The 14,750-nt window shown below is 67.4% G+C and carries 12 protein-coding genes and 1 pseudogene; 8 read left to right on the top strand and 5 right to left on the bottom strand.

Annotation, left to right across the window (positions count from 1 at the left end; all coding sequences use genetic code 11):
- Positions 1-117: 117 nt before the first annotated feature.
- On the top strand, positions 118-813 hold the full coding sequence (locus tag NL1_RS14720; protein WP_067839511.1) for a GTP cyclohydrolase II: 696 nt from the start codon (positions 118-120) through the stop codon (positions 811-813).
- A gap of 161 nt (positions 814-974) precedes the next feature.
- Complete coding sequence (locus NL1_RS14715) at positions 975-2,807, top strand: AMP-dependent synthetase/ligase (RefSeq protein ID WP_067839509.1); 1,833 nt, start codon at positions 975-977, stop codon at positions 2,805-2,807.
- Between the two features lie 145 nt (positions 2,808-2,952).
- Here the strand turns inward: NL1_RS14715 and NL1_RS14710 are convergent, their stop codons facing one another.
- Both NL1_RS14710 and NL1_RS14705 read right to left on the bottom strand, forming a co-directional pair.
- Positions 2,953-3,477 (bottom strand): YbhB/YbcL family Raf kinase inhibitor-like protein, encoded by a 525-nt coding sequence (locus NL1_RS14710; protein WP_067839506.1) that lies wholly within the window; start codon positions 3,475-3,477, stop codon positions 2,953-2,955.
- 29 nt (positions 3,478-3,506) lie between these two features.
- On the bottom strand, positions 3,507-4,868 hold the full coding sequence (locus NL1_RS14705; protein ID WP_084510591.1) for a M20/M25/M40 family metallo-hydrolase: 1,362 nt from the start codon (positions 4,866-4,868) through the stop codon (positions 3,507-3,509).
- 322 nt (positions 4,869-5,190) lie between these two features.
- Here NL1_RS14705 and NL1_RS14700 point away from each other — a divergent pair, with 322 nt between their 5' ends.
- Both NL1_RS14700 and NL1_RS14695 read left to right on the top strand, forming a co-directional pair.
- A complete protein-coding gene (locus tag NL1_RS14700) occupies positions 5,191-5,700 on the top strand; it encodes a CD225/dispanin family protein (RefSeq protein WP_084510590.1) in 510 nt (169 codons plus the stop codon).
- Positions 5,697-6,119 carry a DUF2752 domain-containing protein gene (locus NL1_RS14695; RefSeq protein WP_067839500.1) on the top strand — a complete coding sequence of 141 codons (423 nt, stop codon included), beginning with the start codon at positions 5,697-5,699 and terminating at the stop codon, positions 6,117-6,119. Before NL1_RS14700 ends, NL1_RS14695 begins: the two co-directional genes overlap by 4 nt.
- A 677-nt stretch (positions 6,120-6,796) precedes the next feature.
- Here the strand turns inward: NL1_RS14695 and NL1_RS14690 are convergent.
- Complete coding sequence (locus NL1_RS14690) at positions 6,797-7,669, bottom strand: NAD(P)-dependent oxidoreductase (RefSeq protein ID WP_084510589.1); 873 nt, start codon at positions 7,667-7,669, stop codon at positions 6,797-6,799.
- 145 nt (positions 7,670-7,814) lie between these two features.
- On the opposite strand from NL1_RS14690, the gene NL1_RS14685 reads away from it, so the two are divergent.
- A complete protein-coding gene (locus NL1_RS14685; protein WP_067839495.1) occupies positions 7,815-8,177 on the top strand; it encodes a winged helix-turn-helix transcriptional regulator in 363 nt (120 codons plus the stop codon).
- A gap of 333 nt (positions 8,178-8,510) precedes the next feature.
- Here NL1_RS14685 and NL1_RS14680 read toward each other — a convergent pair.
- Positions 8,511-10,964 (bottom strand): annotated as a pseudogene (locus NL1_RS14680) (Tn3 family transposase); the annotation flags it as partial.
- Positions 10,965-11,081: 117 nt separating this feature from the next.
- Here NL1_RS14680 and NL1_RS39470 point away from each other — a divergent pair.
- Positions 11,082-11,483 (top strand): helix-turn-helix domain-containing protein, encoded by a 402-nt coding sequence (locus tag NL1_RS39470; protein WP_245673268.1) that lies wholly within the window; start codon positions 11,082-11,084, stop codon positions 11,481-11,483.
- A 3-nt stretch (positions 11,484-11,486) separates the two neighbouring features.
- Here the strand turns inward: NL1_RS39470 and NL1_RS14670 are convergent, their stop codons facing one another.
- Positions 11,487-11,858: a hypothetical protein gene (locus NL1_RS14670; RefSeq protein ID WP_067839489.1), complete on the bottom strand. Its 372-nt coding sequence runs from the start codon at positions 11,856-11,858 to the stop codon at positions 11,487-11,489.
- A 130-nt stretch (positions 11,859-11,988) separates the two neighbouring features.
- On the opposite strand from NL1_RS14670, the gene NL1_RS14665 reads away from it, so the two are divergent.
- Both NL1_RS14665 and NL1_RS14660 read left to right on the top strand, forming a co-directional pair.
- A complete protein-coding gene (locus NL1_RS14665; RefSeq protein ID WP_156094850.1) occupies positions 11,989-12,612 on the top strand; it encodes an acyl-CoA-like ligand-binding transcription factor in 624 nt (207 codons plus the stop codon).
- Between the two features lie 63 nt (positions 12,613-12,675).
- Positions 12,676-14,223, top strand: coding sequence for an FAD-dependent monooxygenase (locus tag NL1_RS14660; protein ID WP_067839551.1), 1,548 nt, complete (start codon positions 12,676-12,678; stop codon positions 14,221-14,223).
- Positions 14,224-14,750: the final 527 nt, after the last annotated feature.

Raw genomic sequence — 14,750 nt, 5'->3', positions numbered from 1 at the left:
TCTAGCCACTGCTGTGATGCCCGGCCTCCGGCTACCATAGATGGATTGTGCGACTGGGGATTCCGCAGCTCGCCGACCGCTGCACTGTGCATCAGAGGGGCATGGCATCGGAGGGGCATGGACCAAGCGGCATCCGATCTCCGTGAGACCGGGCATCGTCTGACTCGCAAGGGGCGTGACCTCCGCGTGCGAGTGCTGGAGATCCCTGGTGCCGGGAACGGCGGGCACGCCCTCGTTTTCGGCCCGATCATCGATGCCTGCCTGGTGCGCATCCACTCGCGCTGCCTGTACGGCGATGCCCTGCGCTCCGACGACTGTGATTGCGGGCCCGAGCTCGACCTGTCGATGGACATGATCCAGGACGCCGGGTGCGGGGTGCTGGTCTACCTCGAACAGGAGGGTCGCGGCGCCGGATTGGTCGACAAGGCACGGGGATTGCGGACCAGCGAGGTGTTCGGCCTGGACACCTTCGACAGCTACGAACGGCTCGGGCTCTGCGCCGACACGCGTTCCTACGAACACGCGGCCCGCGCACTGCTCGACCTCGGTCTGCGGTCGGTGCGCCTGCTGACGAACAACCCGGACAAGGTCCGGGCCCTGACCGACCTCGGCATCGCGGTCACCGTCGTGCCGTTGGTGACTCGGCCGCGCAGCGAGCGCGCCCGCCGGTACCTGGACGCCAAACGGCGTCGGCGCGGGCACACGATCCCGGCCGACGACGAGTCCTGGTCCGCGCTGGGCTGTTCGGTCTGGCGGTTCTCGGCGCGGTGGTTCACGCCGGGATGCTGGTGGCGTCGGCTGCTCGCGCTGTAAAGGCCGTCACTTTCGGTCCGGTCTGGCTACCATGAGTGAGCCGCGCCACTCGTTGACGCGCCTTCGGCGAGAAGTTGACATAGAGTCTGGCGCATTGCGTCAGCGGTTGGCGCCGAGCGCATCGGGTCGGTTCGCCGACAGGATCACCGGGAACAGGGAAAATGAGCACTACAGAAATCGGTTTCGCGCACGAATCAGGCAAGACGGTCTACACCGTTCCCGAGGCGTTCCAGGAGACCATCAAGCTGCGGCCAGACGCGGTCGCACTCCGCACGGTCGGCGGCACGACGGAGATCACCTGGCAGGAGTACGGCAAGCGGGTCGAAACGATCGCGGCCGGACTCGCGGCGCTCGGCGTCGGCCGCGGTGACTCCGTCGGGATCATGCTCACCAACCGGCCCGAATTCAACCTCGTCGACACGGCCGCACTGCATTTGGGCGCGACGCCGTTCTCGATCTACAACACCAGCTCCCCCGAACAGATCACCCACCTGTTCGGCAATGCCGAGAACAAAGTGGTGATCACCGAACGCGCGTTCCTCGACGTGATCGCGGGCGCGGGCGTCGAGCTCGCGCACACGATCGTGGTGGACGGCCCGGCCACCGGCACGATCAGCCTGGACGAGGTGGAGGCCAACCCGGCCGCCGACTTCGATTTCGCCGCCGCCTGGCAGGCCGTCGAGCCCGGCGATCTGGCCACCCTGATCTACACCTCGGGCACCACCGGCCCGTCCAAGGGCGTGGAGATCACCCACCGCAACGTGGTCGCCCAGATCATGGCCCTGGTCTCCGGCCCGCTGCGGGTCGGCTACGACGACCGCGCGATCTCCTACCTGCCCGCCGCGCATGTCGCGGACCGCATCTCCGGGCATGCCATCAGCCTGCTCACCGGCATCCTCATCACCTGTGTTCCGGATCCGCGCGAGATCGCCGCGGCGCTGCCCGACGCCCGCCCGACCGTCTTCTTCGGTGTCCCCCGGGTGTGGCAGAAGATCAAGGCGGGCATCGACGGCAAGCTGGCCACCGAGCCGAGCCCGGTCAAGAAGTCCCTCGCGGCCTGGGCCATCGGCACCGGCGTCGCCGCCGCGCGCGCCGATCTCGCGGGCAAGGGACGCGGTCCGGTGCTCGGGCTGCAGCACAAGATCGCCGACGCGCTCGTGCTGTCGAAGCTGCGCCACGCACTCGGTCTGGACAATCTCAAGGTCGCCGCCTCCGGCGCGGCCGCCATCCCGCCGGAGACCCTCGAGTACTTCCTCGGCCTCGGCTTCACCGTCACCGAGGTGTGGGGCATGTCGGAGACCAGCGGCGTGGCCACCTACACGGAGCTGGACAAGCCGCGGCCCGGCTCGGTCGGCCGGGCGGTGGACGGGCTGGAGCTGCGCCTCGGCGAGGACGGCGAGCTGCTGGTGCGCGGCCCGATCATCACGCCGGGTTACCGCAAGCAGCCCGACAAGACCAAGGAGGCGCTCGATTCCGACGGCTGGCTGTCCACCGGCGACGTGGCGACCATCGACGCCGACGGCTACGTGCGGATCGTGGACCGCAAGAAAGAGCTCATCATCAACGAAGCGGGCAAGAACATCTCGCCCACCAACATCGAGAACGCGGTGAAGGCGTCGTCCTCGCTGGTCGGCCAGGTGGTGGCGATCGGCGAGGCCAAGCCCTACATCTCCGCGCTGATCGTGCTCGACCCCGACACGGCCGCGATCCGCGCCAAGGAGATCGGCGCTCCCGACGAGGATCTCACCGCGCTGGCCACCCGCAAGGAGATCGTCGACGAAGTGCTCGCCGCCGTGCAGAACGGTAACCGCAAGCTGTCGCGCGTCGAACAGATCAAGCGCTTCACGATCGTCGGCAAGCCGTGGGAGCCGGGCGGCGACGAGCTGACCCCGACCATGAAGCTCAAGCGCAACCCGATCGCCGCGAAGTACGCCGAGGAGATCGTCACGCTGTATGCCGACCCGCTGCCCGAGACGGTCGTCAACGCATCCTGAGTCGCGCTGAGACGATGGTCGCCGTGAGCGAAAAGTGAACTGCTCCCCGGGAGTTGGACTGAGAAATCGAGTCCTGACTTCCGGGGAGCAGTTGTCTTTCGGCGCGCAGTCGTACGGAAAGTTCGTCTACTTCGCTCTTGCCGGTCTACTGCTCGTAGGTGCCGATCAGGGTAGCGCGGGCCAGCGTGTGGGAGAACAGGTTGAAGCCGAGGAAGGCCGGTGTCGCCTCGGGCGGGATGCCCAGGCTCTCCACGTCCACCGCGTGCACCACGACGAAGTAGCGGTGTGGGCCGTGGCCGGGCGGCGGTGCGGCGCCGACGAATCCGGCGAAGCCGCCGTCGTTGCGCAGGGTGACGGCGCCCGCGGGCAGCGAACCGCCCTCGCTGCCCGCGCCGCTGGGCAGCGAGGTGACCGACACCGGGATGTCGGCGACGGCCCAGTGCCAGAAGCCGGAGGCGGTCGGGGCGTCCGGGTCGTAGACGGTCACCGCGAAACTCTTGGTCTCGGCGGGGAATCCGGACCAGGACAGCTGCGGCGAGACGTCCTTGCCTCCGGCGCCGAACACGCCGCTGACCTGATCGTTGCCGAGCGGGCTGCCGCCGGTGACGTCCTCGGAGGTGAGGGTGAAGCCGGGTACTTGCGGGAGTACGTCGTACGGGTCGTAGGTCATCGTTCCTCTTTCGGAGCCGTTGAAGGGGGTCAGCTGTGCAACAGGAAGTGTTCCAGCACCCGCGTACCGAATTCGAGGGCGTCCACCGGAACACGTTCGTCCACGCCGTGGAACAGGGCGCTGAAGTCCAGTTCCGGCGGCAGTCGCAGCGGTGCGAAACCGAAGCAGCGAATTCCCAAGCGGGCGAAGGCTTTCGCGTCCGTGCCGGCGGAGAGCATGTAGGGCACCGTGCGACCCAGCGGGTCGTTGGCCAGGATCGCGTCGTTCATGGCGTCGACCAGGTGCCCGTCGAAGGTCGTCTCGTAGGAGTCGAGCTTGGTGATCCACTCGCGTTCGACGTCGGGGCCGATCAGCTCGTCCACCTCGCGTTCGAAGGCGGCCTGGCGGCCGGGCACCACCCGGCAGTCGACCACCGCCTCCGCGGTCTGCGGAATGACGTTGGCCTTGTAACCGGCTTGCAGCATGGTGGGATTGGCGGTGTCGCGCAGTGTGGCGCCGATGATGCGGGAGATGGTGCCGAGCTTGGCCAGCTGCCCTTCGATGTCCGGGCTCTCCGGGTCGAAGGGGATGCCGGTCTCCTCCGACACCGCGGCAAGGAATTTGGCCACCGAATCCGAAAGCACCAGCGGGAAGGTGTGTTTGCCCAGCCGCGCCACCGCGTCGGCCAGGATGGTGACGGCGTTGTCCTCGTGCAGGAACGAGCCGTGCCCGGCACGGGCCTTGGCGCGCAAGCGCATCCAGCCCAGCCCCTTCTCGGCCGTCTCCACCAGGTAGAGCCTGCGTTCACCGCCGTCGCGGCGCGGCACCGTCAGCGAGAAACCGCCGACCTCCCCTACCGCTTCGGTAACCCCGTGGAACAGGTCGGGGCGGTTGTCGACCAACCAGTGCGAGCCCCACTTGCCGCCGTTCTCCTCGTCGGCGAGGAACGCGAAGACGATGTCGCGGGGCGGCACCGTGCCCTCGATCTTGAACTGGCGCGCCACCGCCAGCATCATGCCGACCATGTCCTTCATGTCGACGGCGCCGCGGCCCCACACGTAGCCGTCGCGCACCGCGCCGGAGAACGGGTGCACGCTCCAGTCCGACGCCTCGGCGGGCACCACGTCCAGGTGCCCGTGCATCAGCAGCGCGCCCCGGTTGGGATCGGCGCCTTTCAGTCGCGCGAAGACGTTGCCGCGACACGGCGCACCGGATTCCACGTATTCGGTGGTGTATCCGACCTGGTGCAGTTGGTCGGCCACCCACTGGGCGCATTCCCGCTCACCCTTCGTGGTGGCCAGGTCGCCCGTGTTCGAGGTGTCGAATCTGATCAGTCGGCTGACCAACTCGACGACCTCGTCCACCGCACGAGATCTGCTGTTCGGACCGGAGTCTTCGCCGTTAACGGACACGTCCCTTTCCTACCACTCGTCACCGGTGTGGCGCTTCGCCCCCGCGCCGCGAGTCCGCGGGCGGCGCGGTCTGGCGTGCGCGATCGCGCGGGCGGCCGGTCGCGATCAGCGTGAGGCGAATCCGTTGCTCGCCTGCCGGAAACACGCTGTCTCGGTGGGAAGGACGTGGCGGACGGCCGACAAGAGAGGGTAGCTGCGACCCACTACACTGCCGGAGACCTGGTCAGCAGACTGTCAGGGTCGTTCGGGGGGCGCGCGCACTTGGAGTTCCACCGAAATCCATACCCGCGCTCGCCGAGCGTCGACGACAAGTGAGGAATTGATGACGTACCCCCCGCCCCAGCCCGGCTTCGACCCGTACAAGCAGTCCGACCCGTACGCGCAGCAGCAGCCGCAGCCGGCGAGTGATCCCTACGCGCAGCAGCCCGGATACCCGGGTGCGCCGGGGTATCCCGCGGCGCCGGGCTACCCTGCCGCGCCCGGTTACCCTGCGGCTCCGGGATATCCGGCCGCGGGCGGCTATCCCGCGGCCCCGGGCTACCCCGCCGCCCCCGGATACGGCGGTCCCGGCTACAGCCCCGGGACGCCGCCGGAGAACAACATGGTGTGGGCGATCCTCGCCACGGTGTTCTGCTGCCTTCCGTTCGGCATCGTCGCGATCATGAAGGCGGCCAACGTCAACAGCCTGTGGGCGCAGGGTCAGGCCGCCGAGGCCTACCGCGCGGCCGAGGACGCCAAGAAGTGGACGATGATCTCCGCGGTGTGCGGCGTGATCGCCTTCGTGATCGCCCTGGTCGCCAACATCGCGCTCATCGGAGCCTCCGGGGTGTGAGCACCCCCGTCTCCGTCCCGCACCGGCTGGCCGCGCCCGTCGCGGTCGCCGGTGCGGGTGCGCTGGTCTGCGCCGCCGTGCTGTGGGCCGATCCCACCACGCCGGGCGGCGTCATTCCGGTCTGCCCGTCGAAAGCCCTGCTCGGCATCAACTGCCCGGGCTGCGGCAGTTCCCGCATGCTGTATTCGCTGCTGCACGGCGATCTTCCGGCCGCACTGCACTACAACGCCCTCGGTCTGCTCGCGGCGATCGCGCTGATCGGCACGTTCGTTTTCTGGACACGCGACCGCGTCCGCGGCCGTGCCTCGGTGCGCTGGTACCAGTACCGGAATGCGCCGCACATCGTTCTAGCGCTGGTGCTCGGCTGGCTGGTACTGCGCAATATTCCGATCGCACCGTTCACCGGCCTGCGCGTCTGAGCCGACCCCGCGCGGTATCGCCGTGGGCGGGCCGTTCGATCGACGGTGGAGCGCGCGGCCCGGCGAAGAGACTCCTCGGCCGGTGGCTCTCGGTTCGAGGCCGGGATTCGCTGGGCCAGTTCGGGTTGTGCACCACGACGTAGCACCGGGATCGGAGTCCAGCTCGGCTCTCCTCTCCGTTCTCGGCCGCCGAGGTCACGGGCACGCGATCGTGGACGGGGCGGCCGAGGACGGGTTCCTGGTGCCGCCGCAGACGAGTCACACCTGCGCCACGACCTCCGGTTTCGTCACGATTCTGCTCGAATCCTGGTGTCTGCCACCGGGAATCCGGTGCACCGCGGTGCGTGCGCCACGGGCCCGGCGGATTGGGGTTCCGGTAGTTTCGGCGCAAAAAACAACACATATGGCTTGACCAGCAGCGATGGTGTGTTGTCGGTGGCCGGTGGTGGCCGGTGGCCGGATCTGATCGTTGAGGCCGGTGTCTGTCCCCTTCGGGCATCGGTCGGATATGCGGGAGCCCCGGTGTGTGGCCGGGGCTCCCGTTGTTTGTTCGGTGTGGGGTTATTCGTCTTCGGGTGGGAAGGCGCGTGTCGATATCCGAAGTCGTTTGCGTGGATGTCCGAAGTCATCTGCACTTGGATGACCGGGGTTGAGCCTGCTGCTGGGCATCGACCCCGCTATGCCACCAGGCCCTCGATGATCCGTTGGAACGCCTCGCCGACATGTCCCTCGGCGATCTGCCGGTCGACGAGGGCTCTGATGGTCGCGATGATGTCGGTGCGAATCCCGGCGTCGCCGCTGGCCCGCTCGATCGCGTGCAGTGCCGCCTTGTTGAACTCGAGTGTTTGAACGCCCTGGGAGTAGTCGCCGCCATCGATGATCTGAGCATGGCGCGGGAGGGCCTGGGTCATGGCGGTCAGCCATGACACCGCTGATGCGACGAAATCCGTGGCCGGTACGCCTGCGGTCCGCATCATGGCCGCACCGTGGAAGAATCCGGCGAACATCGCGTACATTCCCGCCAACAGGGCGAAGTCGTGGAGCGAGGCCATTCCCGCGTCGGTGCCCAAATACTCGGCGCTGCCGAACAATTCGAGTGTCGTTCGCTCGGTGTCGTAGACCTCGCGGGAGCCGCTGTACAGCAGCACCGACCCGGTACGCGCGATCATGTCTGGAGTGGCCATGATGCCGCCATCGAGGTAGGCGATGCCGTGCTCAGCTGCCCATCTGGCCAGTTCCCTCGCCTCGTTGGGCGTGGTGCTGGTCAGGTTGAGCACCGACCGCCCACGCAGCCGACCGGCGATCGGATCCAGGGTGGTGCGCACCGACGTGTAGTCGAACAGGCACACGATCGTCAGATCGGCGGCGTCCACCGCTGCTTCGGCGCTGTCGGCGCTGACCGCGCCTGCGGCGATCAGCTCACCGTCCTTGCCGGGGGTGCGGTTCCACACGGTGGTCGTCAGTCCGCCGTGTATCAGCGTTCTTGCGAGTGCGCGGCCCATGGCACCCAGACCGAGAAGAGTGGCTCGGCTGTGCAGGTTATCCGTCATCGGCGATTCGCCTTCCTGAGGTTCTCGGTAGATGTCGCAGCGTGCAACTCCCGATTTTGAAGGCTATTTCCCAATATCCCAAGTACTGACTAAATTGTTCAGTACTTACCCTTGAGTGTGTATCCAGGTAGTGAGGCTGACGCGTATGAGCAGTAAGAGATCCGGACCGTACTTCTGTGGCATCGACGCAGCCATGGATGTGGTCGGCGGCAAGTGGAAGTCGCTGATCTTGTGGGAACTCGACACCCATGGCGTGCGCCGCTTCGGCGAGTTGCGCCGGGGTCTTGCCGGAGTGTCGGAAAAGATGCTCATCCAGCAACTACGCGAACTCGAGGAAGACGACATCGTGCACAGGGTGGTCTTTCCCGAGGTGCCGCCGCGGGTGGAGTACTCGCTGACCGAACACGGAAAAGCGCTCAATACCGCGCTGGCACCACTGGGAGCGTGGGGCCGCGAACGGATCGCCCGCGTTGGCGCCGACCGAGTGGCCCACCTCCCGACGACGTGAGACGCCAGCTCCTGCTCATCATGTGGTCGCGTTGTGCAGTCGGTCCCGGTAGATCCGGTATGCCTTGCGGTCGGCGGCCGACGTGCTCTCACCGACTGTTTCGGCGGCGGCCAGCAGCGCCCGGTGAACGTGCGGCGGCGCGGTGAGGTGCAGGCTGTAGCCCTGTCCGCGTCGTACTTCCCGGCCCTGCTGCAGGGCGTGGCGCTCGGTCTCGCCGAGGTCGGCGGTATGGCCGGTCAGGTGGCGGGCGATCTTGCCCGGCATCTCGATTCGAATCGGGCGTGGTTCGTCGATATCGGCGGGTGCGGGTTGTTCGGGGCGGCCGGGCAGAAGGAGGTTCAGCCGCCGGGTCAAAAGCGGTCCGGCGTGCGGGAACCGCGCTTCGACATCCGAGCGGGGACCAGGCCGGTACAGGGTGATCTTGCCCAGGTCCCGGATCCGGGGCGAGAGCCGCAACCCGAGCAGATCGAACAACGCAAAATTGATCAGCGTGACGCCATGAGTATCGGTCGCATGCTCGGTGATCGGCACATCGGTCGCGTTGCCCAGGATCTCGTCGAGCACGTAATGCGCCTCGCGGCGGGTGGCGACAATTATCTTGGTGCCGTAGCTGGCGTGCTGATCGGTGACGTGGGTGTAGGTCGAAAGTCCTTCGTCGGCAAAGAATTTCGTCATCGTTCGCGAGGTCAGCGACTTGCCGCGGGTCGGGAACCGCTGCCCGTCCGAGGAGGAGAGGGTGCCGCTGCCGAACAACGGGGTCAACGGCAGTCGCTGGTGGTAGTCGATGATCGCCAGGTTCGCCGCCCGCAGCGTCTCTTCCCGCACATACCATTCCTCGGTCCAGGCCAGCATGTCGTAGGAGATGCCCGTGGCCTCGGCCATACTCGTCAGGCCCAGATTGGTCGCACGAGCCAGCAGCACCGCGATCAAGTTGCGTTTCAGCTCGGGGCTACGGGCCTGCTTGCCGGTGGCGTGGGTGAAACAGTCCAGGTAGCCGGTGCGTTTGTCCAGCTCGATCAGCAGCGACACGATCGGCGCGAACGGCAGCATCTCGGTCAGCTCGGCCTTGAGCGCGACCGCTTCGGTCGGAATGTCCTCCGCGGTCAACGGCGAGATCACCAGGTCGCCGTCCTCGTCCAACCGCACCGGCCCGTCACCTTCGGCGAGGACTTTCTCCAGCTCGCCGATCGCCTCACCCCACTCCTTCGTCATCGCGGCCACGGAACGATCCGGGTCGGCGGATTTGCCGACCAGACGGCAGAACTCGGCCCGCTGCGGCGCCCACTGCTCGGGCGTGAGCAGATACGACGCCGGATCGGCGTAGCGACGCGACCCCGGCACATACACATCGCCGCTGCGCAGCCCGTCACGTAACCCGAGCAGCACGCACAGCTCCCAATAGTGCCGGTAGGCGGTGGTGTTGCCGGTCTTGCGGGCCTCCTCGAGGTAACCGCGCCACTTCGCCGGAACGAACCCGGCCGGAGCCTCCTCGAAGACCTTGCGCCGGCCGGTCGCGTTCAGCTCCCGCAGCATCGCCACCGCGATCAGCAACTCCGTCGCCGCGGTGCCACCAGCGAACGTCACCGCCGACAGCACCACCGGGGTGAACTGCCGCATATAGCTGTAAGAGGAATCCAGGGCCGCCAGCTGACCGTGATCACGCGGCAAGCGGGGCTTGGCCTGGGCCAGCGCCGCCCGCAACCGGTCCCACCCGATCTTCTCGCCCCGGATCAGACCGCCGACATCCTCATCGGCGATCACCGGATCAGTGATGATCGCCAGCAGATCATCCAGCAGCGCCTGACGGGCCTCTCCGGACTTGCCGCGTTCGGCCAGCGCGTCTTTCATCCTGTTCTCGGCCTGGCTCAGCTTCGCCGAGATCGCCTGATCGAACAACGCCACCACCTCGTCGAGCACGTCGGTGCCCGACTGCGCCAGCAGCGTCAACAGGATCGGATACCGGCGCTGCGGATCACGACGTTCGAGGGCCTGCCCGGTCAGGCGGCGGCCCATCGTGGCCAGGAAACGACGCCGCTCCGCCGGCAGCACCGACATGTCCAAACGGTCCGCCCCCAGGTTGCGCAGGAACCCGAGCTTGTCGACCTCGGTCTTCACCGCCGACGCGGAGGCCTCCACCGCACCGGTGGTCAGCCACCGAATCCGCGACACCCCGGTCGAGGGATCGATGGTCAACAGCGCATCCAGCTCCGCGCACCGCTCGGGGGTGAATTCGTGCGCCAACCGGTCATAGGTTTCGGTCTGCGCCTGGGTGCGGGCGTGCGCAACCCGGCGGGCCACCGTTTCCGGGCCCGGCCGGATCACCTTCGCCGAGATCAGATACTCACACGCCAACCGGAACAGCAACGTCGGCGAATCGTGCTCGAGCGCCCGCGCCAGCAGGAACTCGTCCAGTTCCTTCAACTCCATCGACCCCGGGGCATGCCAGCCCAGATAGCGCGCCACCAGCCGCAGATGCTCGGTGCGGGTCCGTGCCCGCTTACCGTACGAACGGATCTGGCTCGCATCAACTTTCAGCTGATCCGCCAGCCGGGCCACCACTACCGGCGGCGCTGCGGACACCTTGTCCGGCACGAACCCCAGCCACGGCAGAGAGCACAACGCCACCGCTATCCCGAGGCGATCCTCCGGCCCCCGGCCCCGTCCCGGATCCACGAACGCCAGATCACCCGGAGCGAGAGTGAAGAACCGGAACAACTCCTCCCGGCTGATCTCTGGGAACTCCCGCAGACTCGCCAGCTCCCCATCCGCGAACACCCGCGTCGCCACGAACCCGAACCTCCACCACGCCAACCACACTCATCAGCACATCAGCCAAGCACCAACCACACCTACCCGCAGCCCAAACCCGAAAACACACCATCGCTGCTGGTCAAGCCATATGTGTTGTTTTTTGCGCCGAAACTACTGGAACCCCGGATTCTCGACGCTCTCACCGAGGACTGGGATCTGGCGGCGGCCCACGCCGAGGTCGCCGACGCGTTCGGACCAGCGCCCGCGCTCGATCCACGCCTGGCGCACGTCCTGCGGCGCTGCCACCGGACGAGTCTCGGCGCCGCCACCGCGGAAGCCGGACTCTCCGCGCCTCGGCTGCGGACCTTGGCGCGCGAAACGATCGGTGTCCCCCTCGTCCGAGTTCGGCAGTGGCGGCGGTTGCGGATCGCGATCGCCGCATTGCCACACCGCCGGATCAGCGAGGTCGCCGCGCACGCCGCCTTCGCCGACCAGGCCCACCTGACCAGAACGGCGCAGCGGATGCTGGGGCGTAGCCCGGCGTCGTTACGCTGAGCGTCACGAGCTCTTGCCCGCCGAGGGCAATCGCACCGCATCCCACGGCACCCAGTGCCGCAGTGTGGTCTCGGTGAGCTTGTTGCGGGTCCGGTAGTCGACCGCGACCTCGGCGTACCACGCGACGTAGTGCCCGAGATGCAGCCGGACCCAGCCGTACTGGGTCGCCTGCACCCACGGCTCCTGGAACCGCGGATCCAGGCTGTTCGACGCGACGCCCAGCGACGGGCGCTGGGGTCCCGGCCGGTTCGGCAGCAGCCAGATCCGCTTGGGATCGACCAGCACCGGGCGCGGGCGCGGCAAGCGCCGGACCGCCGACCAGGCATCCTCGCTCACCGTCGACCACCCGATCCGGCCGCACTGCAATTCGAACACATGTTCCCATCATGTCATGCCTACAGACCGGTCGGAACGGTACCCGCGACTTAAGTTGCTGAGATTGTGCGGCGCAAACATGCCGAAAGTGCAAATTTGCGCAATCGGCAATTATTGCTACCGTTGCGGCATGGTGGAGGAAGAAGCTTCCGGTCTCCGGGAGCGCAAGAAACGAGAGACGCGTATCGCGCTGAGCCGCGCCGCGATTCGGCTGTCGATCGAGCGCGGCTGGGACAACGTGACCGTGGAAGTCATTGCGGCGGAAGCGAATGTCTCCGTGCGCACCTTCCGGAACTACTTCGCCAACAAGGCCGAAGCGGTCGCCGCCGGTCACTCCGAGCGGGCGTTGCGCATCGCCGACGCGCTTCGGGCACGGCCGAGCGACGAGCCGCTGTGGGATGCGATCGCCGATGCGGTGCAGAGCCAGTTCGCGGCGGGCGAGCGCGCCGGCGCCGAGTCCGATGACGACCGGCGATGGCGCGACGCATTACGGTTGATGCTGGCCGAGCCCGCTCTGCAGGGTGAGGTGGTCAAGGCCAACGCGGTCGCGCAGAGCGCGCTGGCAGCGGCGGTCGCGGAGCGCACCGGCACCGATGCGACGCGAGATGTGTACCCGCAACTGGTCGCCGCGGTGATCGGCGCGGGCAGCGCCGTGGCCGTAGAGCACTGTTTGCGCGCCGACGAACCGATTTCGCTCGCGCAGGTGCTGCGCGAGGTGTTCGACCGGATCGGCGCCGGACTCCCTGTCCCGTAAAACGCTCGAACGATGCACACCCCAGCTCGAACGATGCATACCCAGTGGGAGGAGAAGATCTCGATGAACACCGATGTAGTCGTCGTCGGCGGCGGCCCGGCCGGGCTGATGCTGGCATGCGAACTGAGCCTGGCCGGGATTCGGCCGCTCGTGCTGGAGCGCCTTCCTGAGCCGAGCGTCGAGCCGAAAGCGAACGGTCTGCTCGGCCAGGTCGTGCACATGGTCGACCGCCGTGGCCTTTTCGAGCGTCTCAGCGGCAGCTCCGGTCCACCGCAACCGAACTCCGCGTACTTCATGTTCGCCGCCATGAATCTGGACTTGACCCTGCTCGACGACAGCCCGATCTACGCCCTGCCCGTGCCGCAGCGTCGCATCGTGGAGGTTCTGGTCGAGCGCGCCATCGAACTCGGTCTCGAAATCCGCTGGGGTCACCAAGTTGTCGGTGTGCGGCAAGACGACGAGGTCACCGTCGACGTCGTAGGCCCGGACGAATGCTATCGACTGCGGACCCGCTATCTGGTCGGCGCGGACGGTGCGCACAGCGTCACGCGCAAGCTGTCCGGCATCGGGTTTCCGGGTGTCACGTACGACCGGACCACGGTGCGCTCGGCGCACGTCACGGTCCCGGCGACGTCCATCGACCAGGACACCGGCGCGCTGCACGTGCCGGGCTACGGCCCCGTCCGGCCCTTCCAGCCGCACCGCACCGAGCACGGTGGATTCTCCTACGCGCCACTGCCCGGTCACCCGCCGCTGGTCAGCACCACGGAGTGGGATCAGCCCGAAACCCGCGCACCGATGAGTCTCGCCGAAATGCGGGCGAGCATCCACCGCGTACTCGGCGCCGATCTGCCGCTGGATGCGCCGGACGGTACGGGCCCGCATGTGCTGCGCCGATTGTCCGGCGGAAACACCCGGGTGGCGGAGCGATTCGGGAACGGCCGGGTGTTCCTGATCGGCGACGCCGCCCACGTCTACGCGTCGGGCGGCGGTCCCGGCCTCAACCTCGGCCTCCAGGACGCGGTCAACCTCGGCTGGAAACTCGCCGCCGAGATCGAGGGCCACCCCCCGCCCGGACTGCTGGCGAGCTACCAGACCGAACGCGAGCACGCCGCCCGCCGCATGGTGATGAACGCACAAGCGCAGTCGGCGCTCATCGCTCCCGGCCACGATGTCGGCGGGCTCCGCGACCTGTTCACCGAACTCCTCGGTGACCGAAACACCGTGCAGCGCCTCGCCGATCTCATCGCGGGCGCGGACGTCCACTACGACATGGGCGTCCCCGGAGCGCACCCACTGGTCGGCCGATTCGCCCCCGAGATGGCAGTGCACACCTCGATCGGAACGATCCGCCTCGCCGAACTGACCAGATCCGCACGGCCCCTGCTGCTCGACCTGACGGACGACGCCTCCGCCGCGACAGCGCTGTCCGGCGCCCGCGGAGCTGGCGATCACATCAAAATCGTCACCGCTAAAGGCGAATCCACCGATGTGACCGCGGTGCTGCTCAGGCCTGACAGTTACGTCGTGTGGGCGTCCTCGTCACCGAAACCGACCGCCGCGGAACTGGATGCGCTTCGGGTGGCCGCGAGTCGATGGTTCGGCGCATAAGTAAGATCGTTTGTATCGTAGCCGGAGGTGACGGTCCGAAATCCCGCGAGAATTTTGCGAATTGATGAAGACGATGTGTCGGATCGCGGTCAGGAATCGTGAATTGTGCGCGGCGGTGCGGGTTTCCGGGATATCGTCGGAAGGCTCACTCCCATTCCCGCGCATACCGCAGCACCGGCGGCGAGCGCCCAGGTCAGCGAGCCGGTCAATAGCGCTACGCCGCAGGCCAAGGCCGTGGTGATGAGGGCGCACAGCACGGCCGTACCGCGCTCGATACCGATGATCCGGCCGGCTCGGTCGTTCCGTGAAGTCATATTGTTGTATTACCCCGGTGGGCTCGTGACCAAACCGTGATTTCGTATTTTCCGTCGCGACCGCCGGTTTTCTCGTCGAGTGCCGCATTCGCGTCGTGACGGATTGCGTGAAAGAGGTTCCGCGCGACCGGGCTTCGAGAGCGGAACCGGCACGGCGCGCGGCGCGAAACCGAAACGAGCTGCGCCAGTCCGCTGGGATGTCGCCGGTCGGGT

Source organism: Nocardia lijiangensis NBRC 108240, from assembly GCF_001613045.1.
Classification (GTDB): Bacteria; Actinomycetota; Actinomycetes; order Mycobacteriales; family Mycobacteriaceae; genus Nocardia; species Nocardia lijiangensis.
Note: the sequence above shows the minus strand (reverse complement) of the source record. Positions and strands in the feature narration are given on the sequence as shown.